Consider the following 25,253-nt stretch of genomic DNA (forward strand, 5'->3'; position numbering starts at 1 on the left):
GCGTGATCCTCGGCATCGACACCTCGCTCGGCTCCGCGGTGGCGGTGATCGAGCCCGACGGCGTCGTCCGCTCCCAGGTCGACAGCGTCGATCCGCGTGGCCACGCAGAGGTCATCGGCACCCTCATCGAGCAGGCGCTCGCCGAGGCATCCGCGTCGCCCTCACAGGTGACGCACGTGGCCGCCGGCATGGGGCCCGGCCCCTTCACCGGGCTGCGGGTGGGCATCGCCGCGGCACGGGCGTTCGCGATGGGACGCGGCATCCCGGTGCTTCCGGTGGTCAGCCACGACGCCGTCGCGCTGGAGCTGCTGCTGCATGAGGCGCTCACCGGCGGGTACGAGGACGGGAGCCTCGAGACCTTCGCGGTCGTCACCGACGCCCGTCGTCGCGAGTTCGCCTACACCGTCTACCGCGGGCTCGACGACGACGGGCTGCCGGTCCGCGTCAGCGAGCCGGCGCTCGCGCCGCGTGACGAGCTGGAGGACGTGCTCGCCGGCGCGGGAGCCCGGCGCCGCGATGCCGAGCGCATCCCCGCGGCGCTCCTCGCGATCGCGGGCGCGCGGGCGCTCGCCGCACGGCGGGTCATCGGCCCCGCCGACGCGCTGTACCTGCGCTCGCCCGACGTGACCCTCCCGTCCGCACCGAAGCGGGTCGTCGCGTGACCGTGCGACGGGCGGCAGCCGAGGACCTCGACGCGATCATGCGCCTCGAGCGGACCTCCTTCCCGACCGACGCGTGGTCGGAGGCCATGATGCGCGAAGAGCTGTCCTCGCAGCACGGGTGGTACATCGTCGACGAGGAGGCCGGCCGCCTCGTCGGCTACGCGGGACTGCGAGCCGTCGCGGGAGCGGGGGATGCCGACGTGCAGACCATCACCGTCGCCGAGGGGTCGCGCGGCCACGGGCGAGGGCGCGGGCTGCTGCGCGCGCTCCTGGAGGAGGCGAACCGTCGCGCCGCGCACAGCGTGTTCCTGGAGGTGCGCGCGGACAACCCGGTCGCCCAGGCGCTGTACGCCTCGGAGGGCTTCATCGAGATCGGCCGCAAGCCGCGCTACTACCAGCCGGATGACGTGGACGCCGTCGTGATGAGACTCGACCTGCGCGGGTGGCAGGGCGCTCGCGCGGCCGAGCCGGAGGACGCGGGGGCCTGCACATGAACCGCACCGCACCGCTGGTGCTGGGCATCGAGACCAGCTGCGACGAGACCGGAGTGGGCATCGTCCGCGGACGGACGCTGCTGTCGAACACCATCGCCAGCTCGATGGACGACCACGCCCGCTACGGCGGTGTCGTCCCCGAGGTCGCGGCGCGCGCGCATCTGGAGGCGCTCGAGCCTGCCATCCGCGCCGCGCTCGACGAGTCCGGCGTGACGCTCGCCGACGTCGACGCCGTCGCCGTGACGTCCGGTCCCGGCCTCGCGGGTGCCCTCATGGTGGGCGTGGGTGCGGCCAAGGCGCTCGCCGTGTCGCTGCAGAAGCCGCTGTACGCCGTGAACCACCTCGTCGGGCACATCGCCGCCGACATCCTGGATGCCGACGCTCCGCCGCTGGAGTACCCGACCGTGGCGCTGCTGGTCAGCGGCGGCCACACGTCGCTGCTGCTGGTGCGGGATCTCACCGGCGACGTCGAGCTGCTCGGCGAGACGATGGACGATGCGGCGGGGGAGGCCTTCGACAAGGTCGCGCGCCTGCTGGGTCTTCCCTATCCCGGGGGGCCCGAGATCGATCGCGCCGCGGCATCCGGGGATCCGAACGCCATCGCGTTCCCCCGTGGACTCTCGAGAGCCTCCGACATGGCCGACCACCGATACGACTTCTCGTTCTCGGGCCTGAAGACGGCGGTCGCGCGCTGGACCGAGCAGCGCCAGGCCGCGGGCGAGCCGATCCCGGTCGCCGACGTGGCGGCGAGCTTCCGCGAGGCGGTCGTGGACGTGCTGGTGACCAAGGCGCTCGCGGCGTGCCGCGACCACGGGGTGCCGCGACTGCTGCTGGGCGGCGGGGTCATCGCCAACCGCCGGCTGCGGGATGTCGCCCTGGAGCGCGCGGCGGCCGAGGGGGTCACCGTGCGCATCCCTCCGCTGTCGCTGTGCACGGACAACGGGGCGATGATCGCGGCGCTCGCGTCGGAGCTCATCATGTCGGGGCGACCGGCGTCGACACTGCGGTTCGGAGCGGACTCCACCCTTCCGGTCACCGAGATCCAGGTCGCGGAGGAGGCATGAGCGAGGACCCGCGGATGCCTCGGCCGGCCGACGCCGTCCGCTCCGATGACCCGGGCGCGACGGGCGGGTCGACGCGGTCCGCCGCTGCTGCGAACGCGTCGCGACCTCCGGCGCCGGGTATGCCGATCATCGACCGTCCCACACCCGATGTCTCGCCCACGCAGGAGCCGTCGACGATCCCCGGTGCCCACCGTGGTGGCTTCCATCGCCTGCCCACCGGACCGGTCGATGTCACCGTCGAGTCGGCGCCCGCCGAACCGGGCACCGAGAACATCCCGCTCACGGAACGGTGGCAGCCGCAGGACGCATCGGCGCTCGCGCGCGCTCTGGGCGGGTGGGCGCTGGCCTTCGCGATCCTGGGCCTGCTCGTCTCGCTCTTCGTGGGATGGGGCTTCCCGATCGGCATCCTCGCGATCGTGGCGGCGATCTTCGCGCTGCGCCGTCCTGTCGCCAGCCGAGCGGTCGCGGTATGGGCGATCGCCATCGGCGGCGTCTCCCTGGTCTACAGCGCGGGGTGGCTGCTCTTCGCGGCGAGCCAGGCGAACCTGCTGCGCTGATCGAGCCGCCGCGGGCCCGTCGAGTCAGATCCTGTCGGCGAGGATCGCGGTGCGCCGTGTGCCGATGCGGGTGACGAAAAGCGTCGCCGATTCGCTGCCGGTGAGCTTCAGACGCGTGCGCAGCACGGCGGGGTCGATGTCGACACCGCGCTTCTTGATCTCGAGGCGCCCGATGCCGCGTTCGCGGAGCGCCTTCGACAGCGCCTTGACGTCGGCCGGCAGCACCTCGCGCACCCGGAACGACGACACGAAGGGCGAGGTGAGGGCGGCATCCGAGGTCAGGTAGGCGATGCGCTCGTCCAGCATCCCGGCCTCGAGCGCGCGGGCGACGTCGCCGATGAGCCGCGCCCGGATGACGGCGCCGTCGGGCTCGTGCAGGAACGCCCCCAGCGCCCGCACCGGCGCGTCGGCTGCGTCGGCATCGGCGGTCAGCTCGTGCGCGGCATCGCCGCGGATGACCAGCGCGGCCCGCCGGACACCGTCCCGCGCCAGCGACTTCGACCACAGCACGAGCTCGACCGTCGACCCGTCGGCGCTGACCCACTGGGCCTCCATGTCGGCGGGGATGAGGTCGCGGTCGAGGGCCGGCCCCAGCTTGACGCCGACCGGCATGCGCGCGGCGAGCTCGAACACCCAGTCCAGCGGCGGGGACCAGTCGGCGGGACGCGTGCGGGTGGTCTCGGTGTGGCCGGCGCTGCGACGTGCCGGGTCGAGCCACACCGCGTCGACGGCGGAGAGGTCGGCCTCTTCGGCGAGGCCCTGCCGCACCTCGACGTCGCGGCCGAACGGCGCGAGGTTGTACGCCGCGATGGCGGCGGTCACCTCGTCGGCGTCGACCGCGGTCACCTTCATGCCGAAGCCCGCGAGCCCCAGGGCGTCGCCTCCGATGCCGCACCCGAGGTCCGCCACGCGCGCGACGCCGGCGTCGCGGAAGCGCGCAGCATGTCGCGCGGCGATCGGCAGTCGCGTGGCCTGCTCGAGTCCCGCGCGTGTGAAGAGCATTCGCTCCGCGAGGTCGCCGAACTTCGCGCGACCGCGGGTGCGCAGACGCGCCTGCCCGACGACCGCCGAGACGAGGTCGGGGGAGTGCCCGGCGGCGCGGAGCGAGGTGACGGCGGTGGCAACGTCCGCGGCCGACTCCACCGGCGGCATCCCGTCGAGCAGGCGCAGCCCTTCCGAGGTCAGCAGCGCGGTCAGCTCGGCCATCTCCACCCGGCAAGCCTAGGTGCGATCCCTCTCGCCTCGGCACAGGGCCCCACCGAAACCCTAGGTGGACCGGCGAAGGCTCCGGGGGCATCCCCGATGCCGGCGGCATGCGGCTGCTCGCACACTGATGGAGCAGCCGCACCGGCATTCCATGACAGAAGGACAGGACCCATGCCTGACATCGAAGACAACGTGGTCGACAACGACGGAAACGTCATCGGCAACGACGACAACGCGATCGACAACGACGACAACGCGATCGACAACGACAACAACAACGTCGGCAGCGTCGTCGGGAACACCGACAACTCCGACAACTCGACCACCGACAACTCGGACAACTCGGTCACCGACAACTCCGACAACTCGGACAACTCCGACAACTCCGACAACTCCACGGATGTCGACGTCGATGTCGAGCTCGAGGACTCGTTCAACGACAACTCGGACAACTCGGACAACTCGGACAACTCCGACAACTCGGACAACTCGACGAATGACTCGTACAACGACAACTCGGACAACTCGGACAACTCCGACAACTCCGACAACTCGGTCAACGACTCGTACAACGACAACTCCGACAACTCGGTGCGCTTCACCGACTCGTTCAACACCCTGAACGACCACTCGGTCTCGGTCGGCGTGCGTCAGTACAACACCGGCGTGGGCGGCAACGTCGACTTCAGCGGCATGGCGGGCGCTGCCGGCGCGGCGGGCGCTGCGGGGGCTCTGCACATCGAGCTCGACAACCGCGCGCAGATCGTCGACCAGTCGGTCGCTCAGTCGTTCGGCGAGGTCGGAGGCGACGTCACGCAGGGCTTCGGGCAGTCGGCTGTCGCCAACTCGGGCGACTACGGCGCCGCGGCCGGCGGGGACGCCTTCGTCGACAACAGCGAGACGACGGTCACCATCGGCGACATCTCGATCGACAACGACACGTACACCACGACGATCACGGACTCGTTCAACGACGAGTCGGTGACCACCGAGTACGACATCGATGTGGACGTGGAGGACTCGTTCAACGACTACTCCGAGCACACCGACATCGACGTCGCCTTCGACGAGTCGTTCAACGAGGTCACCGAGATCGACAACACTCTCGAGTGGGAGAACAGCGGCAACTTCTTCAGCCCTGACGCCGTCGTCGTCGACGACATCGACCTCTGAGCCGAATCGACAAGGCGCTTGCCCGGCCACCCTTGGGGAGGTGGCCGGGCAAGACCATGTCGGCGGACGAGGACGAAGATCACCCCGCCCACGAGCGCCCGTCGTGGCGTAGCGTGTATCGGGGATGTGGCGATGGGGGACATTCGTGGCTGAAGGTGTTGCCGTAACGAAAGCCGGTGGGGGAGACGCCGACGCACCGTCGGAGTCGCCGGTGCAGCGTTCGACCAGTAAAGCGCTCGTGACGATGGTCGACAGTGTCGGCCAGCTCGCGGCGTCGACGGGTCGCGCTGACCTCGCGCAGCGACTCGAGCAGACGCAGAACCGGCTTCGGGATCCGAACGTCCGGGTCATCGTCGTCGGCGAGTTCAAGAAGGGCAAGAGCAAGCTCATCAACGCCCTCGTCAACGCGCCCGTCTGCCCGGTGGACGACGATGTGGCCACGAGCGTGCCGACGTCGGTCGGCTACGCGCCGGCGCCCGAGGCGTGGGTGACGATACAGACCGGCGATGACCAGCCGCCCGAGCGCAGGCGCATACCGCTCGAGGAGATCGCGCAGTTCGTCTCGGAGGGCGGCAATCCCGGCAACGAGCGCCGCGTCATGGCCGCCGAGGTCGTCCTGCCGCGTGAGCTTCTCAAAGGCGGGCTCCGTCTCGTGGACTCGCCGGGCGTGGGCGGGCTCGACTCGACGAACGCGCTCGCGACGCTCGCGGCGCTCTCGTCCGCGCACGCGGTGCTGCTGGTGTCGGATGCCTCGCAGGAGTACACCGAGCCCGAGGTGCAGTTCCTCAAGCACGCCATGCGCGTCTCGCCCAACGTCGCCGCAGTGCTCAGCAAGACCGATCTGTACCCGCACTGGCGCGACATCGAGCGGATCGACCGGCACCATCTGGGTGACATCGGCGACGTGCCGATCTTCTCCGTCTCCAGCGACCTGCGGCTCATGGCCGCCGAAGAGCGCGACCGGGACCTCAACGAGGAGTCCGGCTTCCCGGCGCTCGTCGCGCACCTCCGCCAGGAGGTGCTGGGACGGGCCGAGCTCATCCATTCCCGAAGCGCCGTCCACGACCTCACTTCGGTGGTCGACCAGCTGAAGATGTCGCTGGCCTCCGAGCTCGAGGCGATCCTGCATCCGGAGGCCACCCCGAGGCTTATCGCCCAGCTCGAGGATGCCAAGGCCCGTGCCGACGAGTTCCGGGGCCGGTCGTCCCGGTGGCAGATCACCCTCAACGACGGCGTGGCCGACCTCATCTCCGACATGGAGCACGACCTGCGCGACCGGCTGCGGAAGGTGCAGCGCGAGGCCGAGAGCGCGATCGACGAGGGGGATCCGGGACCGATCTGGGACCAGATCACCGAATGGCTCGATCAGCGCGTCTCGGCCGCCGTATCCGAGACCTTCGTCTGGACCGACGAGCGTTCCCGGTGGCTGTGCGAGGAGGTCGCGGAGCTGTTCATCGAGGGCGAGGGGCAGCTGCCCGTCATCCGCGTGGGCGACACCACGGGTGTCCTCGACGCGGTCGACACGATGTCGGATCTCGACCCGGGGCAGCTGGGCGCCGGCGAGAAGATCTACATCGGCGTCCGCGGATCATACGGCGGCGTGCTCATGGTGGGCCTCGCCACAGGACTGATCGGGCTCTCGCTCATCAACCCGCTCTCCCTCCTCGCGGGCGTCCTGGTCGGTCGTCGCGCGTATCGGGAGGACATGAGCGCGCGTCTGTCGCGCCGCCGCTTCGAGGCGAAGAACCTCGTCCGCCGGCACCTCGACGAGGTGCAATTCCAGGTCGGGAAGCAGCTGAAGGACCGGCTCCGGCTCGTGCAGCGCGCCGCGCGCGACCACTTCGGCGGCCTCGCCGACGAGCTGCATCGGTCCCTGGCCGATGCTGTGCTCGCGGCGAAGCAGGCAGCGGGGAGCTACGCGGGCGAGCGGGACCAGCGGGTCAAGGAGCTGCAGGGCAAGATCCAGCAGCTCGAGGCGCTGAGGGCGAGGATCCCCGCGCTCCCGCCCCTGCGGACGGTGGAGGCAGCGACGCAGTGAGGACGCCCATCCTCGATGACGCGGCCGCGCTCGTCCGCGACGCGTCCGAACTGTACGCCGACGACCCGGCGGCCCTCGAGGTGCTGTCGGACCTCGACCGGCGGCTGCGCGAGCCGCTGCGCCTGGCGGTGGCCGGCATGGTGAAGGCGGGGAAGTCCACGCTGCTGAACGCGATGCTCGGTGAGCAGCTTGCGCCCACGGATGCCGGCGAATGCACCCGTGTCGTCACGTGGTACCGCTACTCCGCCACACCGATGGTGACGATCCACCCCCACAGCGGACCCGCGCGACGGATGGCGATCCGGCGGGAGGACGGCCGGCTCGTCCTGGACCTCGGCGACACTCCCGCCGAGGAGGTCGCCTGGATCGACGTGGGCTGGCCGTCGACCGGGCTGCGCTCGCTGATCCTCATCGACACGCCGGGCATCGCGTCGCTCTCCCGCGACGTCTCGGCGCGCTCGACGAGCTTCCTCGTTCCCGACACGGAGCCGTCCTCTGCAGACGCCATCGTCTATCTCATGCGGCACCTGCACGCATCCGACGTGAAGTTCCTGGAGTCCTTCCGGGACACCGCCGCCGGGGGGTCTCAGACGGTCAACGCGGTGGCGGTCCTCTCGCGTGCCGACGAGATCGGGTCGGGGCGCATCGACTCCATGCTGTCGGCCGGCAAGGTGGCGCGCCGGTACGAGAGGGACGGCGAGCTCAACTCGCTGACGCTCGGCGTCGTCCCGGTCGCGGGGCTCCTCGCCGAGAGCGCGCGGACCCTCCGCGAGGACGAGTTCGCCTCGTTCCGCGAACTGGCGCATCTGGAGCGGCAGAGCCGGGAGCGTCTCATGGTGTCGGCCGACCGCTTCGTGCGACCCACCGAGCTCACGGCCCTGAGCGTGGAGGTGCGGCGACGGCTTCTGGCGCGGTTCGGGATCTTCGGCGTCCGCCTGGCCGCCGCTCTGATCCGAGGAGGGGCCACCGACTCCTCACAGCTGTCGGAGCGGCTCGTGGAGCAGAGCGGTCTGAACGACCTGCAGCAGTTCATCCGTCTGCAGTTCCGCTCGCGCGCCGGCGCGTTGAAGGTGCGCGGCGTCCTCGACGCGCTGCAGCGGCTCCTGCGCGACAAGCCGCGTCCCGGGACGGACGCGATCGCGGGCGGCATCGAGCGCATCTACGCCACGGCGCACACGCTTCGTGAGCTGTCGCTGCTCTCACGCGCCCGCGCGGGCGAGCTGCCCCTGTCGCAGGCCGACGCCGATGCCGCCGAGCGGATCATCGGCGGCGCAGGCACGTCCACGTCGGCGCGACTCGGGCTGCCCGACACCGCGTCGACCGCCGAGCAGCGCGAGCGCGCGGAGGAGCTGCTGGCGACGTGGCGGACCCTCAGCCAGTCGCCGCTGGCTGAACGCGCCACGGTCGACGTCGCCCGAACGGTGATCCGCAGCCTCGAGGAGGCGGCGTCAGAACTCGTTCCCGCCGTCGCCGCCGCCGGCTCGCCGGACGTCGTGCTTGCGGGCGGTCCACTGCAGCGCATTCCGGAACGCTCCGAACAGCAGAGCGAGCAGCGCGAGTCCCCACTGCGCCAGCAGAACCTGCCGGATGAGTGGGCCGTTCTCGCCCACCGCGACGATCTCCAGTGACAGCAGGAACAGCAGAATCTGCGCGATCACCGTTCCCAGCTGCCACCAGCGGACGTTGGGCTTGCGGTTGCTGAAGGACACCAGGAGCACGACCTGGATCAGTGTCAGTCCCACGGCGATGCCGAAGATGGACCAGTAGATGATGTCGGCCGCGGTGGTGTACGTCTCGTCGCTGCGTCCCTCCGCCACGGCGCGCACGGCGTCGGAGATGAGCGGAAGCTGGTCCTCGCGGATCACGAAGACGTACACCACGGCGATGGCGCCCGCCAGCAGGCTCAGCACCCACAGGAACTGGCTCAGCCGCACGGTGAACGGCGGTGGCACCTTGGTGAGCACCGGAGCCTTGTTGGGGCTCGCGAGCGGAGGCCGCTCGGGCGCTTCCCGCCGCGGCGCGGCTGCCTGAGGGGCGGCGTCGGGAGCGCTTCGTGGCGCCGAGGCGGGCGAGTAGGGCGGCGGCTGCGGGCCCCGGAGGGCGGGCGGCTGCGGGCGCCCGCTCGCGTGCCCTGGCTGGGCCAGGGCACGCGAGGGCGAGTCGTTCTGCCGGTCGGGCACGTCGGTACCTTAGGGCTGCTCCTCGTACTCCACCTCGGGCGGCGGCTCCTCGGCCATGACGGGCGCTGGCTCTGCGGCCGCCGTGTCCTCGAAGGCGTCGGCGGAGCCGTAGGCGACCGTGGAGTCGGTGACCGTGGAGTCCACGACCGTCGATTCGACCGTCGTGGTGTCGTTGAACGAGTCGTCGACCTCCACATCGACGGCGACGTCGGTGGAGTCGTCGTTGAAGGAGTCGTCGACGTCCACATCGGCGTCGGTGTCGGTGTGGGTGGATTCGTCGTCGAACGAGTCGGTGATGTTGGTGGTCGTGTCGTCGTTGCCGATCGCCACATCGCCCACGGTGACGTCGTCGTCGCTGTTGTCCACGTCGGCATCCCCGCCGGCGGCCGCGCCGTTGTCGCCGCTGTTGACGACGGCGCCCTGGTCGAAGATCTGGTTGACGTCGCCTTCGGCCCAGATGTTCTGGTTGACCGACTGGTCCACGATCGTGGCGCGGTTGTCGATCGAGAAGTTGTTGGCGATGTTCCAGATCTCCTTCTCGACGGTCGGCGGCGACGGCGGATTCGGATTCACGGGCACCACGTGCGCCGCGGGCGCCGGCTTGGGGTGGATGTCGGGGCGGTCGACCACGACGGGCGCCACAGCGCGCACGTCCTCGACGCAGGCGTCGCTCAGGCCGTTGCGGGCCAGCGTGCCCTGCGGGTCCGCCTCGAACTCCTCCGCCGTGGCCGGGTCGCGCAGCAGGCTGAGGATGAACTCGATCAATGCGTCGGCAATCGTTGCCAGCGGTGTTGTCATGACGCGGCTCCTGTCACTTCGAGACTGTTTCCTGAGAGTAGATGTTGTGCACTTCGTGCGAATCGGGGGTTTCCCCGGGATCGCTGGAAGACCCCTACGGGGTTCGGGAATGGCGCGCGGCGGCGCTTGGGAGTCGGCCTCATGAGGGGCGCTCCGAAGCCAGCGCGACCCGCAGCTTGGCGATGAGATCCGAACGCGAGGTGGCGCCCAGGCGGCGGCGGATGCTCGCGATGTGATGCTCCGCGGTGCGGGGTGAGATGAAGATCGCTTCGCCGATCTCGGCGTAGGTCTTGCCCTGCAGCACCAGCCGCGCGACGTCCGTCTCGCGCTCGCTGAGGACGGATCCGCTCGGCTGCGGGCGAGGCGTGTCGGCCTGCTGCTCCGCGGGGCGTTCGGCCGCCCGGGCGTTCTCGACGGGGTGCAGCTCGCGGGCGCGGGCGAGCAGGCGCGCCGCCACCTTGCGGTCCGTCGTCCTCCTCGCGCCGTGGCCGGCCAGCCGCGCGGCATCCCATCGCAGTCCGATCGCGGCGAGGGCCTGCGCCGCCGACTCCACCTCGTCGCTGTTCGCCGTCCCGGCGAGCACCGAGGTCCAGAGCCGCCCGGCCTTCGCCATGGTGGCCGCGACGTGACTGACCGGCGCGGCCTCGACGAGCGCGTGCGCGTGCGAGCTCAGCGACTCGGGGCGATTGAGCAGGATGCCCCGCTGAATGCCCGCCCACCGCAGGTGCGCGGACCACACGGCCGGAGACCCGAGCGCTTCGACGAGCTGCGCGGCGCGCGCGAACAGCGGTTCGGTGGTCGCGGCGTCGCCCGTCCGCGCGCCGGCCGTGACGAGCTCGGCGAGCGGCAGCAGGCTGTAGAGGTCGATGTCGACGTCCAGCAGGCTGTCACGGCCGCTCTTCCACGCCGCTGCGAGACCGGCCGCGTCCTCGTAGCGCCGTGCCAGCCCGATCCGCAGCGCCTGCAGCAGCAGACCGTCCCGCGGCGCCGGCTGCGGTGTGATGGCCAGGGAGGCCTCGAGGGCTTCTCGGGCCTGCGGCCCCTGCGCCTGCTGCATGGCGATCCAGGAACGCCACAGCAGCAGTCGGGAGAGCATCCACGGCGACCCCGAGTGACCGTCCACCGCGGCGTTCACCACCGCGCTCGCGGTCGCCAGATCACCGCTGCCGATCGCGACGACCGCCGCCAGCACGGCGGGGACCTCGGGCATCGGAGAGGTGCTGCGCGACGCGGTGTACAGGTGCGACGCTCGCACGAGATCGGCCAGGGCCGCTTCCGTCGGATGCGGACGCAGTGTCGCCTCCAGCCCCCGCCGCAGCAGATCCATCGCGACGCCCAGCGTCGACGGTGCGCGGGTGACGTCTTCGCGCTCCATCGATCCGGCAGCGGCGGCGTCACCGGCGCCCAGCCACGCGATCGTCGCGCGGACGGATGCCTCGGTCGTGGCGGGCGGGTAAGCGCGGTAGAACCCGCATCCGGTGGCCAGCATGCCGCGCATCGACCACGTGGCCGCCGCCACGTCGGCCAGACGGGACCCCACCGTGGTCGTCGGCTCGCCGGTGGCGAGCGTCTCGTCCACGAGCTGTGCCGCGCCGTCGATGTCACCGCACGCCCAGGCGGCTTCGGCCTGCTTGACCGTGAGTTCAGGGAAGGAGGCGCCGGTGTCGGCGGCGGCCCGGTACAGCTCACGAGCCCGCGCGGGGTCGGAGGACAGCAGATGATCGGCGCGGTCGATCAGCCCAGGGCTCAGGCGGGGGTCCCGCACGTCGGCGAGCAGTCCCGCATCCGCCGAGCCGGTGGGGTCCGCTCCCGGCAGGGCGGCGAAGAGCTCGACGAGGCGGCGGGCGGGAAGCGCGGCACGGACGGCCGTCCGCACGATCGGCACGGCGCGACCGTTGCGCAGCAGGAGACCCTCCGCGTAGGCCTGACCGATCATCGCGTCCGGATCGTCGTGGAGGTGCGATGGCGCCGCGGCGTCGTCGGGTGACGCGACGCTCACGGCCTCGATGATCCGGCGCACCTCGTCCTCGACGACGTCCAGCCGGTGCGCGACGCTCTGCTCGAGCACGTGCGCGAGCGCCGTGTGGGCGTTGTCGGCGACGCAGTCGCGCTCGTCATGTGCGGCCAGCGCGGCCGAGACCAGCCACGACACGCCGCCGGTGACGGTGAGGATGTGATCGAGGCACGCGGGAGCGAGCTGTCGCTTGTGGGCGGTGAGATAGTCGAGGACGTCGGAGCGCGTCACATGACCGAGCACCACCGCCGGCCCGCTCCGCTCCAGCTGCCGGGCGATGCTCGAGAGCTCGGGGGAGTGGGGCCATGGCCGGCTGGTCACCACCAGCGCGGCATCCGGGTCGGTCGCGCGCTCCGCGAGCCCGTCCAGCTGGGCGTCGGCGAGCAGATGAAGGTCGTCGACGAGCAGCACGCGCGTGGGCGGTACGGCGGACACATCCGTGTCGGGGCCCAGGATGCTCACCGGCGTCTCGCTGCGCACCAGGAACCTCTGCGCGTTGCGGAGGATGGTGGTCTTGCCCGACCCGGCCGTGCCGGAGATGTGGACGCGAGGCGGGGCGTCGCCGGCGGAGAGCGCGTCCACCACGGGACGAGCATGCCGCAGCCCGGTGAAGTTCGCCGCGTCGAAGAACGACGCGGGCATCACTGTCGAGGACATCGCCGGTCCCGGGGTCAAGCGGGGACGTCGGGCGAGGGGGTGGGCGACGGTGTCTCTGCCGGTGGAGGCGGCGCCGGAGTCTCCTGCGGCGGCGTAGTGGGCTCGGGGTCGGTGGTCCCGCCCCCGGTGTCGCCGCCGCCGGTGCCGGGGTCGGTGGTTCCGCCGCCGGTGTCGCCGCCGCCGGTGCCCGGGTCGGTGGTTCCGCCGCCGGTGTCGCCGCCGCCGGTGCCCGGGTCGGTGGTTCCGCCGCCGGTGCCGGGGTCGGTGGTTCCGCCGCCGGTGTCGCCGCCGCCGGTGCCGGGGTCTGGCGTGGTGCCGGGGTCCGGCGTGGTGCCGGGGTTGGGCGTGGTGCCCGGGTTCGGCGTGGTGCCCGGGTTCGGCGTGGTGCCCGGGTCCGGGGTCGTGTCAGGATCCGTCGTCGTCCCGCCGCCGGCCGGGGTCGAGCCGGGATTCGGCGTGGAGGTCGGCCGCGGCGCCGCCGTGACGGGCTGCGGGGCCTTGCTCGGGCGCGTCGAGGGCGAGGCCTGCGGTGCGCGCTTGGCGGGCGCGCTCGCTGCGCCCTTGCGCACGCCGCTGCGGGCGTCGGATCCCGCGCGAGGCGCCGACTGGTTCTCGGACGCAGGCGGCGCCGGTGCCGTCCCCGGAGGCGCCGGTGCCGCTTCGGCGGCGGGAGCGGTCGTGGCTTCCGGCGTCGGTGCGAGGAAGCCCGATCCGCCTCCCGAGCCGGCTGTCAGCGTGCTGCCGAAGACGATGGCCGCGGCGACCACGATCGCCCCGCCTGACAGCGCGGCGATGTGCCGCGCGCTCGCCTTGGACGGCTCGGCCACCGGACCGACGGGTGCGGGCGGGGTGCTCGCCGACACGACCTCCATCTCGCCGGCGAAGGCCGCCGACCCGAGCCCCGCGAAGATCGCGAGGTCCGTCGAGACGCCGAGCTGCTCGTCGGTGGCGCGGATCAGGGCGGTGCGCGCGGCTCCGAGGGCGATCGACGACTTCGGGTCGGCATCGATGGCGGTGGGCCGATCGAGCTGCTCGGAGAGTCGCTGCGTGACGAGCGGGATGCGCGAGGATCCCCCGATGAGGAGGATCGACTCCAGCTGTGCCGGCTCGAGTCCGGCGGCGTCGAGGGCGTCCTGCAGGGCGTCGATCGTCTGCGCGATGGAGCTGTCGATCATCGCCTCGAACTCGCCGCGCGTCAGCCGGACGCTCGACCGGCCGGCCGGCACGAGGACGGGGATCACGACGTCGGAGTCGAACGACAGCGCCTCCTTGGCGTCGATGCACTCGCGGCGCAGCTGGGACAGTGCGATGCGCGTGTCGGGGGAGCCGTCCTGCAGCACGTCCGCGGGGACCTCCGCGGAGCGCAGCACATGCCGGAGTACGGCATCGTCGAAATCGGCGCCGCCGAGGCTGTCCAGGCCCACGGGCTCGCCCACCGGGTGGAACGATCCGTCGGCCTTGCGCAGGATGACGCAGTCGAAGGTGCCGCCGCCGAGGTCGTACACCGCGAGCGTCTCGCCGTCTTCGAGGGCGCGCGAGGCCTCGTAGTGCCGCGCGGCGGCTTCGGGCTCGGTGATGAACTCCACATCGGTGACGCCGAGCTGCTCGAGCGCCGACCGGACCAGCCCGATGCGGTGCGGCCCCCACATGGCGGGGTGGGTCAGGATGACGCCGGTGGGGAAGGCCCCTTCACGTTCGGCCACCGCCTCCATCACGCCGACGACGGTGCGCGCGTAGAGCTGCTCGGCGCGGATGGCGCGGCCGCCGACGACGAGCGGGACCTCGTCGCCGATGCTGCGCTTGAACTCGCGCACCAGCCGGTCCGGCTGCGTGACCCCCCGACGTTCGGCGACGTCGCCGAGAAGGACTTCGCCGTCCTCGGCCACGAACGCCACCGTGGCGACGCTGTCGCTGCGGCGCCCCAGCGCGAAAGGCGCCGTGACGATGCTGCCGTCGGGCTGAAGTCTCGCCGTCGCCGCCCCCACGCGACTCGTCCCGACATCGACGGCGAGAAAATACGAATGACCCATCGAAATGCCCCCACATCCCTGTGCGAGCCTCCCCAGCTCGCGTCGCCCCCTCGATTCCCCACGAAGCGGTGGGCGACGGCTGCGATCGTACCTGCGCCCCAGGACGTCCTCAAGGGACAAGCGTGATCCGGATGCAAGTGTGCGGAAAGCGGTCCTTTCACGCGCATGACATCGTGTTGGCACTCACGTTGCATGAGTGCCAATCCCTTGCCTAGACTGGCGTTAGCACTCTCAGTGTGCGGGTGCTAACGAGTCTTCAGTCTCAAGAAAGAAGAGGTAGACCGTGTCGGTTTCCATCAAGCCGCTCGAGGACCGCATCGTCATCAAGCAGGTCGAGGCCGAGCAGACCACGTCTAGCGGTCTGGTCATCCCCGACACCGCCAAGGAGAAGCCCCAGGAGGGCGAAGTCGTGGCGGTGGGCCCCGGCCGTATCGACGACAACGGCAACCGTGTTCCGCTCGACGTCGCCGTCGGCGACCGCGTGATCTACAGCAAGTACGGCGGAACCGAGGTCAAGTTCGGCGCGGACGAGTTCCTCGTGCTCTCGGCCCGCGACGTCCTGGCGGTCGTCGTCCGCTGATTCTCCGCGCACCGCGCACTTCCGGAAGGGTCGGATGCTTCGGCATCCGGCCCTTCCGCCTCTCCGGAGGGCGGCGTCCGGCCCGCCGGCGGTCGTAGGCTGGGGCGGTGAGTCGCGAACCGTCGGAGCCCGCCCAGACCGGTGACCTGGCGGAGGCGGCGGCCTCGACCGCGGGCATCGCTCTGCCCCCGGCATCCGCATCGCGCGCTCCCGGAGCCGGGCGGACGGATGCCTCGCGCGAGCACCTGCTCGGTGGGGTGTACGCGTTCTCGGCTTACCTGCTGTGGGGCTTCCTGCCGCTGTACTTCGTGCTGCTCGTTCCCACCGGAGCGTTCGAGCTGGTGGCGTGGCGGATCGTGCTGTCGCTGGGCTTCTGCGCGATCCTGCTCACCGTCACGCGCTCGTGGGGGCGGCTCGTCGCGGTGATGCGACAGCCGCGGCTGCTGTGGCTGACGGCGCTGGCCGGCGTCCTGATCTACGTCAACTGGCAGGTGTTCATCCTCGGTGCGCTCAGCGGCCACGTGATCGAGACGAGCCTCGGCTACTTCATCAACCCCATCGTGACGGTCCTGCTCGGCGTCCTCGTGCTGCGCGAGCGCCTGCGCACCACCCAGTGGGTCGCGATCGGCGTCGCCGTCGCCGCCGTCCTCGTGATCGTCGTCGGCTACGGCTCGTTCCCGTGGATCGCGCTGACGCTCGCGGCATCCTTCGGGGTGTACGGCCTCGTGAAGAAGAAGGTCGGCCCGTCGGTGGACGCCGTGAGCGGCCTGACCCTGGAGACGCTCTGGCTCACGCCGATCGCCGTCGTCGTGCTGGTCGTGGTGGGGACGACCTCCGGCATCACGATGGGCGCGAACGGCTGGCATCACACCGTGCTGCTGAGCCTCGCCGGCATCGTCACGGCGGTGCCGCTGCTGCTGTTCGCGGCCGGCGCGCGCCGTACGACCCTGACGCTCGTCGGCCTGCTGCAGTTCGTCGCGCCGATCCTCCAGTTCCTCATCGGATGGCTGCTGCTAAGCGAGCCGATGCCCATCGAGCGCTGGATCGGCTTCGGGCTCGTGTGGGTGGCGCTCGCGGTGCTCACCGTCGACTCCGTGCTCCACGCGCGCCGCACCCGCCGCCTGGCGGTGTCCTGACCGGCGGAGCCGGCGGGAGGGTCAGCGCACCAGGCGCGCGATCGCCTGCGTCGCCTCGGTGATCTTGGCGTCCGCCTCCGCGCCGCCCAGCCGCGCGGCGTCCACGACGCAGTGACGGAGGTGGTCGTCGAGCAGCCCCACCGCCACAGCCTCGAGCGCCGAGGTCAGAGCGCTGATCTGGGTGAGGATGTCGATGCAGTACTTCTCGTCCTCGACCATCTTGTGGATGCCTCGCGCCTGTCCCTCGATGCGCTTGAGGCGGTTGAGGTACTTGTCCTTGTCGGTGATGTATCCATGGTGGCCGTGCTCGGTGGGCGCGGCGGCGGTATCGATGGTCATCGACCCTCCTTCTTCGGTGTGAATGCGGTGCGGAAACGGCGGAGCCGGAGGCTGTTGCCCACCACGAAGACGCTCGACAGCGCCATGGCGCCCCCGGCGATCATCGGGTTGAGCAGGCCGAGGGCGGCCAGCGGGATGGCGGCGACGTTGTAGGCGAACGCCCAGAACAGGTTGGTCTTGATCGTGCCGAGGGTGGACCGTGACAGGCGGATCGCGTCGGCGGCGCTGCGCAGATCGCCGCGGACCAGCGTGATGTCGGATGCCTCGATGGCCGCATCCGTCCCCGTTCCCATCGCCATGCCGAGGTCGGCCTGCGCGAGCGCTGCGGCGTCGTTCACGCCGTCGCCGACCATCGCCACCACATGCCCTTCGGCCTGGAGTGCTTTGATGACGTCGACCTTCTCGTGCGGGAGCACTTCGGCGGTGACGCGGTCGACGCCCACCTGCTCGGCGATCGCGTGCGCCGCGGCGGCGTTGTCGCCGGTCAGCAGCACCGGTGTGAGCCCCAGGCGGCGAAGACGGGTGATCGCCTCGCGGCTGGTCGGCTTCACCTGATCGGCGACGACCAGCAGTCCGCGCACGGCACCGTCCCACGCGACCAGCACCGCCGTCCGGCCGGATGCCTCGGCACGGCGCTTGGCGTCTGCGAGGTCTGCCGGCACGGTCAGCGCCCACTCGGTGAGCAGCGCCTCGCGGCCGGCGAGCACGGCGTGCCCGTCGACGACGCCCGAGACTCCCACGCCGGGGATGCTCTGGAACGACTCGACCGCGGGAAGCGAGCCCGTCTCCGCCTCGGCGGCGGCGGCGATGGCCCGTGCGATGGGGTGCTCCGACGCGTGTTCGAGGGCACCCGCGAGGCGCAGCAGCTCTGCGCGCGGCGAGGCGGTGCCCTGCTCGCGGATCGCGGCGGTCCCTTGCTCGCGGATTCGGAGATCCTCGCCGGATTCGGAGGCCTCGGCGCTGCCGGACCGAATCCGCGCGCCGTCTCCGAATCCGGGGTCGGGGTCGGAGGCGGGGGCGGATGCGACGTCGACGGGGTCGGATGCCTCGCCGGCGACCACGACGTCCACGAGCGCCATGCGGCCGGTGGTCACGGTGCCGGTCTTGTCGAGCACCACGGTGTCGACGGTGCGCGTGGACTCGAGCACCTCGGGGCCCTTGATGAGGATGCCCAGCTGCGCCCCGCGTCCGGTGCCGACGAGGAGGGCCGTCGGTGTGGCGAGGCCGAGCGCGCACGGGCACGCGATGATGAGCACGGCGACCGCCGCCGTGAACGCCATCGACGGGTCGGCGCCGGTGAGGAGCCATCCCACGAGGGTTCCGAGGGCGATGAGCAGCACGATGGGGACGAACACGCCCGAGATGCGGTCGGCGAGGCGCTGCACGTCGGCCTTGCCGGACTGCGCCTCCTCGACAAGGCGCGCCATCTGCGCCAGTTGCGTGTCGTCGCCCACGCGCGTCGCGCGGACGACGAGCCGGCCGCCCGCGTTCACGGTCGCGCCGATCACGCCGTCGCCCGGACCGACCTCGACGGGCACCGACTCGCCGGTGACCATGGATGCGTCCACGGCGGAGGTGCCCGAGACGATGACGCCGTCCGTGGCGATCTTCTCTCCGGGGCGGACGACGAACTCGTCGCCGGCACGAAGCTCGGCGATGGGGACCCGCACCTCCGCCGCACCGCCGTCGGCGGTCGGGCGCAGCACCGCGACGTCCTTCGCGCCGAGCTCGAGGAGGGCCCGCAGCGCGGCTCCGGCGCGGCGCTTGGAGCGCAGTTCGAAGTATCGCCCGGCGAGCACGAAGGTCGTCACGCCGGATGCCACCTCGAGGTAGATGTTGCCCGCACCATCGGTGGGCTGCACCGACCACTCGAAGGCGTCCATCATGCCCGGCATCCCGGCATCGCCGAGGAACAGCGCGTACAGCGACCAGAGGAACGCGGCCGAGACGCCGAGCGAGATGAGGGTGTCCATCGTGGCGGCGCCGTGACGCAGGTTCAGCCACGCGGCGCGGTGGAACGGCCAGGCACCCCACACCACGACCGGCGCGGCGAGTGTGAGGGAGGCCCACTGCCACGAGGTGAACTGGAGCGCGGGGATCATCGCGAGCAGGATCACCGGCAGCGACAGCAGCGCCGACCCGATGACCCGCCGCCGCAGCGTGGTCAGCTCGGTGTCGGCGGCGGGTGCCTCGGCGTCCGGCTCGACGGGAGGCGCCGGCAGCGTCGCGGTGTACCCGGTCTTGACGACCTCATCGATGAGCGCCTGGGGGTCGAACTCCGGCGGCACGTTCACGACCGCCTTCTCGGTGGCGTAGTTGACGGATGCCTCGACGCCGTCGAGGCGGTTCAGCCGCTTCTCGATCCGCGCGGCGCAGGACGCGCACGTCATGCCGCCGATCTCGAGTTCGACGCGCGCCGGGGCGGTCATCAGGCGCGCACGGCCGAGTAGCCGGCCTCGTCGACGGCGGCCAGGACGATCTCGTCGGCGATCTCGGTCGCGGAGGTCACCGTGAGAACGCCCGACGCGGCGCTGACCTGGACCTCCTGGACGCCGTCGATCTTCGTCACCTCGCTGCGGACGGATGCCTCGCAGTGTCCGCACGTCATGCCGGTCACCTGATACTGCGCTTGCGTCATGTCGATCTCCGTTTCGTTCCTGTGGATACCCCTGAGGGGTACCGAGGACAACTCTATACCCTGCTGGGGTATGAGGGGCCGCGAAGGCGCTGTTCGTGGGCCGCCGACTCCGTTACACATCGTTAACGAACGGCAACATTGGCGAGCCTTCGGCGCGATTAGGTTTAGGGCACTGGGTCGGCGCTGGAGCCGCGCCCGCGTTCATAACAGCAAGGAGCAACATGAGCGTCTTCACCCGCTCGCGCAAGTCCGCCCTCCTCGGCGGCATCGCGCTCGCCGGCGCCTCTGTCCTCGTGCTCGCCGGTTGTTCCGGTGGCACGGGCGGTGGCGACACGGAGCCGAGCGAATCGGCTGCTGGGCCCACCGAGGAGCTGAGCCTCAAGATCGGCACCGCCCTGCCGCAGACGGGCAACCTGGCCTTCCTCGGCCCGCCCGAAGAGGCCGGCGTGGCGTACGCCGCCTCCCAGATCAACGAAGCCAGCGCCGACACCGGCCTCGACGTCGAGGTCATCTTCGGCGACTCGGGCGACACCGACAACAAGGCGTACGAGGCCGAGGTGCCGCGACTGCTCGGCGAGGGCGTGTCCGCCATCATCGGTGCGGCCTCGTCCGGTGTGTCGCTGCAGTTCATCGACCAGGTCACCGGTGCCGGCGTCATCCAGTTCTCGCCCGCGAACACCTCGGACGCCTTCACGACGTACGACGACAACGGCCTGTACTTCCGCACGGCGCCGTCCGACGTCCTGCAGGGGGAGGTGCTCGGCAACCTGATCGCCGAGGACGGCCACCAGACGCTCGGCATGATCGTGCTGAACGACTCGTACGGCACGGGCCTGGCCAAGTACGTCACCGAGGCATTCGAGGCGGCCGGCGGCGAGGTCGTCGCCGCTCCCACCTACAACACCGGTGACACGAGCTTCGACGCGCAGATCAGCGAGGTCCTCGCGGCCGACCCGGACGCGATCGCGCTGATCACGTTCGAAGAGGTCAAGACGATCCTCCCGGGTCTGTTCGGACAGTTCCCCGCCGAGAACCTGTACTTCGTCGACGGCAACCTGGCCAACTTCGGGGACGAGTTCCCTCCGGGTTCGCTGACGGGTGCGAAGGGCACGTTCCCCGGGCTGTCGCTGGACACGATCACCGACTTCACCGACGCGCTGCAGGAGTTCAACGAGGGCGAGGGCAACCCGCCGCTCACGGAGTTCACGTACGCGGCCGAGTCGTATGACGCGACCATCCTTCTCGCGCTGGCTTCGCTGGCTGCGGGCTCGGCGGACGCGGCCGCGATCGCCGAGAAGCTGATCGAGGTCTCGGGCGGCTCCGGCGACGGTGAGAAGTGCGAGTCCTACGCCGAGTGCGCCGAGATCATCGTGGGCGGTGGCACCGCCGACTACGACGGCATCTCGGGTCCGATCACCTTCGACGAGGTCGGCGACCCGACGGAGGCGTCGATCGGCATCTACCAGTTCGGCGAGGACAACACCTACGCGGCCTACGAGGGCTGATCCTTCCGAGCGCACGGGCCCCGGATCTGCGGATCCGGGGCCCGTTCCCGTTGTGCACCGGCCGGGAGGCTCGCGTGCGGCGGCCCGACAAGGGAAAGAGGGCGGATGCCACGGCATCCGCCCTCTTCGTCTGCAGGGTGTCAGGTGCCCAGCGTGCCCAGGTAGAGCTCGGTGACCTTTGGGTCGCGAAGCAGCTCGCGACCGGTTCCGGTGTAGGCGTCGCGGCCCTGGTCGAGGACGTATCCGCGGTCGCAGATCTGCAGGCAGCGCCGCGCGTTCTGCTCGACCATGATGCACGTGACCCCGGCCTTGTTGATCTCGGAGACGCGGATGAACGCCTCGTCCTGACGCACGGGGGACAGGCCCGCCGACGGCTCGTCCAGGAGCAGCACCTTCGGGTCCATCATGAGCGCTCGGCTCATGGCGACCATCTGGCGCTCGCCGCCGGAGAGAGACCCGGCACGCTGCTTGAGGCGCTTGCCCAGCTCGCCGAAGATCCCCGTCACGAACTCTAGGCGCTCCTTGTAGATGCCGGGCCGCTGGTACAGCCCCATCTGCAGGTTCTCCTCGATGGTGAGGCTCGGGAAGACGTTGTTGTTCTGCGGGATCATGCCGACCCCTCGCGCGACCAGCTTGTTCGCGCGCAGACCGGTGATGTCCTCGCCTTCGAGCGAGATGGTGCCGCTGCGGACGTTGACCTGGCCGAAGATGGCCTTGAGCAGCGTCGACTTGCCGGCGCCGTTGGGGCCGATGATGCCGATCAGCTCGCCCTGGTGGGCCACGAGGCTGCAGCCGTTGAGGATGTTGACCCCGGGCAGGTATCCCGCGTGCACCTCGTCGATGGCGACGACAGGTGTCGCGGTGGCGGTGGAAGCGCTCACTTGCCTCCCTCCTGTTCTTCTTCAGCGATGCCCCGGTCGACGATGGCGTCGGCGTCCGCGGCGGCGGAGGCGGCCGCATCCGTCGTCGGGTCGGCCTGGACGACGTCGATGCGGCCGGTCACCACACCGAGGTCCAGCTCCTGGTGCGCGCCCAGGTAGGCGTCGACGACGGCCGGGTCCTTCATGACGGCCTCGGGAGCGCCCTCGGCGACGATCCTGCCCTCGGCCATCACGACCACCCAGTCGGCGATATGCCGGACCATGTGCATGTCGTGCTCGACGAACAGCACGGTCATGCCTTCGTCCTTGAGCCCCAGGATGTGGTCCAGCAGCGACTGCGTGAGGGCCGGGTTCACACCGGCCATCGGCTCGTCGAGCATCACCAGCGTCGGCTCGGTCATGAGCGATCGCGCCATCTCGAGGAGCTTTCGCTGACCGCCGGAGAGGCTGGCGGCGAAGTCGTCGGCCTTGGCGTCGAGCTTGAACTTCTTCAGCAGCTCCATCGCGCGGACTTCGAGGCCCTCGTCCTGCTTGCGCCACAGCGCCGGGATCATGCCGGCCCAGAACTTCTCGCCACGCTGATTCTTCGCGCCGAGCTTCATGTTCTCCATGACCGTGAGCAGTCCCAGCGCCTTGGTGAGCTGGAACGTGCGCACCAGGCCCATCCGCGCCACCTTGTACGCGGGCATGCCCGAGAGCGACGTGCCGTCGAAGGTCCAGGTGCCGTGGTCGGGCTTGTCGAACCCGGTGAGGAGGTTGAACAGGGTGGTCTTTCCCGCCCCGTTCGGGCCGATGAGCGCGGTGATGACGCCGCGCGGGATCTCGAGGTGCTCGACGTCGACCGCCGTGACGCCGCCGAAGGAGCGATGGACGCCGTCGGCGATGATGATCGGGTCGACCTTCGCGACGCCGGGGACTGCGTCGCCGACATGAAGACCCGTGGTCTTCGGCCGGGCGACCGGAGCGGAGCCGGTGACCGGCGGGGTTTCACTTGACAAAGGTCAGCTCCTTCTTGTTGCCCAGGAGCCCCTGCGGCATGAAGATCACGAGCAGCATGAGCGCGACGCCCACGAGGATGAAGCGCAGGGTGCCCGCCTGGATCTGCGTCAGGCCGGGGAGCAGCCCGGCCGCCGCCAGCGACGGCAGCACGTTGGCCAGCAGGGTCTGCAGCACCCAGAAGATGAGAGATCCCAGCAGCGGGCCGAACACCGTCGCCGCGCCGCCGAGGAGGAGCGCGGTCCACACGAAGAACGTCAGCGACGTCACGTAGACGCCGGGGCTGACGGCGGAGGGCAGCGCGTACACGATGCCGCCGGCCGCGGCCAGCACGCCGCCGAGGACGAGCGCCTGCATCTTGTACGAGAAGACGTTCTTGCCGAGCGAGCGCACGGCGTCCTCGTCCTCGCGGATGCCCTTCAGCGTCCGCCCCCACGGGCTGCGCACCAGCATCCACACCACGAGAGCCGCGATGCCGAGCGTGACCAGGCCCATGATGCGCACCCACCAGCCCGTCTCGTTATACGTCCACGGCCCGAAGCCGTACTGACCGTCGGGGATCGGGTTCGCGGAGCGGAAGCTTGCGTGGTACCCGCTGAGGCCGTCGGCCGAGCCCGTGACGGGGTCGAAGGCGGTGGTCAGGAACAGCAGGCGCACGACCTCGGCGGCGGCGATCGTCACGATCGCCAGGTAGTCGCCTCGCAGTCGCAGCGTCGGGATGCCGAGGATCAGGGCGAACACCGCGGCGGCGACGAGGCCGACGAGGGCGCCGAGCCACCAGGGGAAGCCGAAGGTGAGGATCGAGATGGCGTAGCCGTAGGCGCCGATCGCCATGAAGCCGGCGATGCCCATGTTGATCAGGCCGGAGTAGCCGAAGTGCACCGCCAGGCCCAGGGCGGCCAGTGCGTAGCCCATCGTGGCGGGGCTGAGGATCGACGAGGCCGTGTTCGAGAGAATCTGAATCCAGTCCATGGGTGGGTCCTAACCGATCCGCTCGCGTCGTCCGAGGATGCCCTGTGGTCGGAACAACAGGATGACGATGAGGATGAACAGTGCGCTGGCGTACTTGAGGTCGGCGGGGATCCACAGGCTCGACACCTCGACGAGGAGGCCGACGATGAGCGCGCCGATGAGGGCGCCGTAGGCCGTGCCCAGGCCGCCGAGCACCACGGCGGCGAACATCAGCAGCAGGATCTGCGCGCCCATGTCCCACTTGATGCCGGGACGGTAATACGCGTAGAGGATGCCCGCGAGTCCGGCGAGGGTGCCCGCGACGATCCAGACCACGCGGACGACGGCATCCACGTCGATGCCGGACGCTGCCGCCAGCGACGGGTTGTCCGAGATGGCGCGCGTGGCCTTGCCGAGTCGGGACCTCGTCAGCCAGAGGGCGAAGGCGATGATGACGACGATGGAGATCGCCAGTGACACCATGTCGATGACGCTCAGCTGCACGACGCCGAACAGCGGGATCTTGGTGCCGGACGATCCCGGCAACTGCAGCGTCCCGCCGCTGATGAAGAGCTGGAAGGTGTAGCGCAAAGCCAGGGAGAGGCCGATGCTCACGATCATCAGCTGCACCACGCCGACGCGGCGCCGGCGGAGCGGTCGCCACAGGATCATGTCGAGCACGAGCCCGAGCGCCGCGCTCAGCACGACGGCGATAGGGAAGCCCAGCCACCACGGGAGTGCGAGGCTCGCCGGTCCCACCAGGAACAGGCCTGCGATGGCGCCGAAGGTCACCATCTCGCCGTGCGCGAAGTTCGAGATGCCTGTCGTTCCGTAGACCAGCGACAACCCGATCGCGGCGAGGGCGAGCATCAGCCCGAAGCTGAGGCCCTGGATGATGCGCTGCACCAGCTGGTCGAAGAACCCGGTGACGTTGCGCTCGCCCTCGCCGATGAAGAAGTTGACGCTCACGCGCCCGCCGGGGCCGACGGTGACCTCCTTCTCGTTCGGCGAGTCGTCCTCGGGGTCGACCACGGCGATGCCCTCGGGCAGGGTCGACTCGTCGAGCGTGACGGTGTACTCGGCGTTGCGCTCGGGCACCGAGACCCGCCATTGGCCGTTCTCGTCCGTCTCCACCTCCTGCTCGCCGCCGGGGCCGTCGATCGTCAGCACGACGCCCTCCAGCGGCTCGCCGTCCAGCTGCACGTTGCCGCTGATGCGGTAGGGATCGCCTTCGGCCGCCGTCGCGGAGACGGTGCCGGCGAGGACGCCGAAGAGTGCGAGCAGCAGAGCAAGGAGCGACGTCGTCGTCCACGCTCGGGCTCGTCGGACCTCGTGGGTCGTGCGAGTCACGGAA

At 70.6% G+C, this 25,253-nt stretch carries 21 protein-coding genes; 10 read left to right on the forward strand and 11 right to left on the reverse strand.

The features are described from left to right. Positions 1-2: 2 nt before the first annotated feature. The 4 genes from tsaB to AC5RVZ_RS02130 are packed head-to-tail and all read left to right on the forward strand — an operon-like array spanning position 3 to position 2,777. Entirely contained in the window at positions 3-662 is a 660-nt protein-coding gene (tsaB, locus tag AC5RVZ_RS02115) for a tRNA (adenosine(37)-N6)-threonylcarbamoyltransferase complex dimerization subunit type 1 TsaB (RefSeq protein WP_494064129.1), read from the forward strand. After that, positions 659-1,156 carry a ribosomal protein S18-alanine N-acetyltransferase gene (gene rimI / locus AC5RVZ_RS02120; protein WP_494064130.1) on the forward strand — a complete coding sequence of 166 codons (498 nt, stop codon included), beginning with the start codon at positions 659-661 and terminating at the stop codon, positions 1,154-1,156. Before tsaB ends, rimI begins: the two co-directional genes overlap by 4 nt. After that, positions 1,153-2,220: a tRNA (adenosine(37)-N6)-threonylcarbamoyltransferase complex transferase subunit TsaD gene (gene tsaD / locus AC5RVZ_RS02125; RefSeq protein WP_494064131.1), complete on the forward strand. Its 1,068-nt coding sequence runs from the start codon at positions 1,153-1,155 to the stop codon at positions 2,218-2,220. The genes rimI and tsaD overlap by 4 nt, the downstream gene beginning before the upstream one ends. Then, positions 2,217-2,777 (forward strand): hypothetical protein, encoded by a 561-nt coding sequence (locus AC5RVZ_RS02130; RefSeq protein WP_494064132.1) that lies wholly within the window; start codon positions 2,217-2,219, stop codon positions 2,775-2,777. Before tsaD ends, AC5RVZ_RS02130 begins: the two co-directional genes overlap by 4 nt. Positions 2,778-2,801: 24 nt before the next feature. Here the strand turns inward: AC5RVZ_RS02130 and AC5RVZ_RS02135 are convergent, their stop codons facing one another. Then, complete coding sequence (locus AC5RVZ_RS02135; RefSeq protein ID WP_494064133.1) at positions 2,802-3,989, reverse strand: THUMP-like domain-containing protein; 1,188 nt, start codon at positions 3,987-3,989, stop codon at positions 2,802-2,804. A 165-nt stretch (positions 3,990-4,154) separates the two neighbouring features. On the opposite strand from AC5RVZ_RS02135, the gene AC5RVZ_RS02140 reads away from it, so the two are divergent. From AC5RVZ_RS02140 to AC5RVZ_RS02150, 3 genes are all read left to right on the forward strand, one after another. Next, positions 4,155-5,156 (forward strand): hypothetical protein, encoded by a 1,002-nt coding sequence (locus AC5RVZ_RS02140; protein WP_494064134.1) that lies wholly within the window; start codon positions 4,155-4,157, stop codon positions 5,154-5,156. 244 nt (positions 5,157-5,400) lie between these two features. Beyond that, entirely contained in the window at positions 5,401-7,194 is a 1,794-nt protein-coding gene (locus tag AC5RVZ_RS02145; protein ID WP_494064710.1) for a dynamin family protein, read from the forward strand. Next, positions 7,191-8,822, forward strand: coding sequence for a dynamin family protein (locus AC5RVZ_RS02150; protein ID WP_494064135.1), 1,632 nt, complete (start codon positions 7,191-7,193; stop codon positions 8,820-8,822). Before AC5RVZ_RS02145 ends, AC5RVZ_RS02150 begins: the two co-directional genes overlap by 4 nt. Before the next feature lie 561 nt (positions 8,823-9,383). Here the strand turns inward: AC5RVZ_RS02150 and AC5RVZ_RS02155 are convergent. The 3 genes from AC5RVZ_RS02155 to AC5RVZ_RS02165 form a co-directional block, all read right to left on the reverse strand. Then, complete coding sequence (locus AC5RVZ_RS02155; protein WP_494064136.1) at positions 9,384-10,172, reverse strand: IniB N-terminal domain-containing protein; 789 nt, start codon at positions 10,170-10,172, stop codon at positions 9,384-9,386. A gap of 139 nt (positions 10,173-10,311) precedes the next feature. Further along, positions 10,312-12,843 (reverse strand): LuxR C-terminal-related transcriptional regulator, encoded by a 2,532-nt coding sequence (locus tag AC5RVZ_RS02160; RefSeq protein ID WP_494064137.1) that lies wholly within the window; start codon positions 12,841-12,843, stop codon positions 10,312-10,314. Between the two features lie 14 nt (positions 12,844-12,857). Further along, on the reverse strand, positions 12,858-14,873 hold the full coding sequence (locus tag AC5RVZ_RS02165; protein WP_494064138.1) for an Hsp70 family protein: 2,016 nt from the start codon (positions 14,871-14,873) through the stop codon (positions 12,858-12,860). Positions 14,874-15,156: 283 nt separating this feature from the next. Here AC5RVZ_RS02165 and groES point away from each other — a divergent pair, with 283 nt between their 5' ends. Both groES and rarD read left to right on the forward strand, forming a co-directional pair. Continuing rightward, positions 15,157-15,453 carry a co-chaperone GroES gene (gene groES / locus AC5RVZ_RS02170; protein WP_053548534.1) on the forward strand — a complete coding sequence of 99 codons (297 nt, stop codon included), beginning with the start codon at positions 15,157-15,159 and terminating at the stop codon, positions 15,451-15,453. Between the two features lie 182 nt (positions 15,454-15,635). Further along, a complete protein-coding gene (rarD, locus tag AC5RVZ_RS02175; protein ID WP_494064711.1) occupies positions 15,636-16,589 on the forward strand; it encodes an EamA family transporter RarD in 954 nt (317 codons plus the stop codon). A 21-nt stretch (positions 16,590-16,610) separates the two neighbouring features. Here rarD and AC5RVZ_RS02180 read toward each other — a convergent pair whose 3' ends face one another. Genes AC5RVZ_RS02180 through AC5RVZ_RS02190 form a run of 3 tightly spaced genes read right to left on the reverse strand, consistent with a single transcriptional unit; the run spans position 16,611 to position 19,566 of the window. Then, positions 16,611-16,928, reverse strand: coding sequence for a metal-sensitive transcriptional regulator (locus AC5RVZ_RS02180; protein ID WP_494064139.1), 318 nt, complete (start codon positions 16,926-16,928; stop codon positions 16,611-16,613). Further along, complete coding sequence (locus AC5RVZ_RS02185) at positions 16,925-19,357, reverse strand: heavy metal translocating P-type ATPase (RefSeq protein WP_494064140.1); 2,433 nt, start codon at positions 19,355-19,357, stop codon at positions 16,925-16,927. Before AC5RVZ_RS02185 ends, AC5RVZ_RS02180 begins: the two co-directional genes overlap by 4 nt. Then, entirely contained in the window at positions 19,357-19,566 is a 210-nt protein-coding gene (locus AC5RVZ_RS02190) for a heavy-metal-associated domain-containing protein (protein ID WP_494064141.1), read from the reverse strand. Before AC5RVZ_RS02190 ends, AC5RVZ_RS02185 begins: the two co-directional genes overlap by 1 nt. Positions 19,567-19,787: 221 nt before the next feature. Here AC5RVZ_RS02190 and AC5RVZ_RS02195 point away from each other — a divergent pair, with 221 nt between their 5' ends. After that, positions 19,788-21,071: an ABC transporter substrate-binding protein gene (locus AC5RVZ_RS02195; protein ID WP_494064142.1), complete on the forward strand. Its 1,284-nt coding sequence runs from the start codon at positions 19,788-19,790 to the stop codon at positions 21,069-21,071. Positions 21,072-21,211: 140 nt separating this feature from the next. Here AC5RVZ_RS02195 and AC5RVZ_RS02200 read toward each other — a convergent pair whose 3' ends face one another. From AC5RVZ_RS02200 to AC5RVZ_RS02215, 4 genes are read right to left on the reverse strand one after another with little or no spacing between them, the layout of a single operon-like run. Next, complete coding sequence (locus tag AC5RVZ_RS02200) at positions 21,212-21,952, reverse strand: ABC transporter ATP-binding protein (RefSeq protein WP_494064143.1); 741 nt, start codon at positions 21,950-21,952, stop codon at positions 21,212-21,214. Then, positions 21,949-22,950 carry an ABC transporter ATP-binding protein gene (locus AC5RVZ_RS02205; protein WP_494064144.1) on the reverse strand — a complete coding sequence of 334 codons (1,002 nt, stop codon included), beginning with the start codon at positions 22,948-22,950 and terminating at the stop codon, positions 21,949-21,951. Before AC5RVZ_RS02205 ends, AC5RVZ_RS02200 begins: the two co-directional genes overlap by 4 nt. After that, positions 22,940-23,920 carry a branched-chain amino acid ABC transporter permease gene (locus tag AC5RVZ_RS02210; protein WP_494064145.1) on the reverse strand — a complete coding sequence of 327 codons (981 nt, stop codon included), beginning with the start codon at positions 23,918-23,920 and terminating at the stop codon, positions 22,940-22,942. Before AC5RVZ_RS02210 ends, AC5RVZ_RS02205 begins: the two co-directional genes overlap by 11 nt. Positions 23,921-23,929: 9 nt before the next feature. Then, positions 23,930-25,249, reverse strand: a complete 1,320-nt coding sequence (locus tag AC5RVZ_RS02215; RefSeq protein ID WP_494064146.1) for an ABC transporter permease subunit — start codon at positions 25,247-25,249, stop codon at positions 23,930-23,932. Between the last annotated feature and the right edge of the window lie 4 nt (positions 25,250-25,253).

It is taken from the genome of Arthrobacter sp. Cza30, from assembly GCF_059090765.1.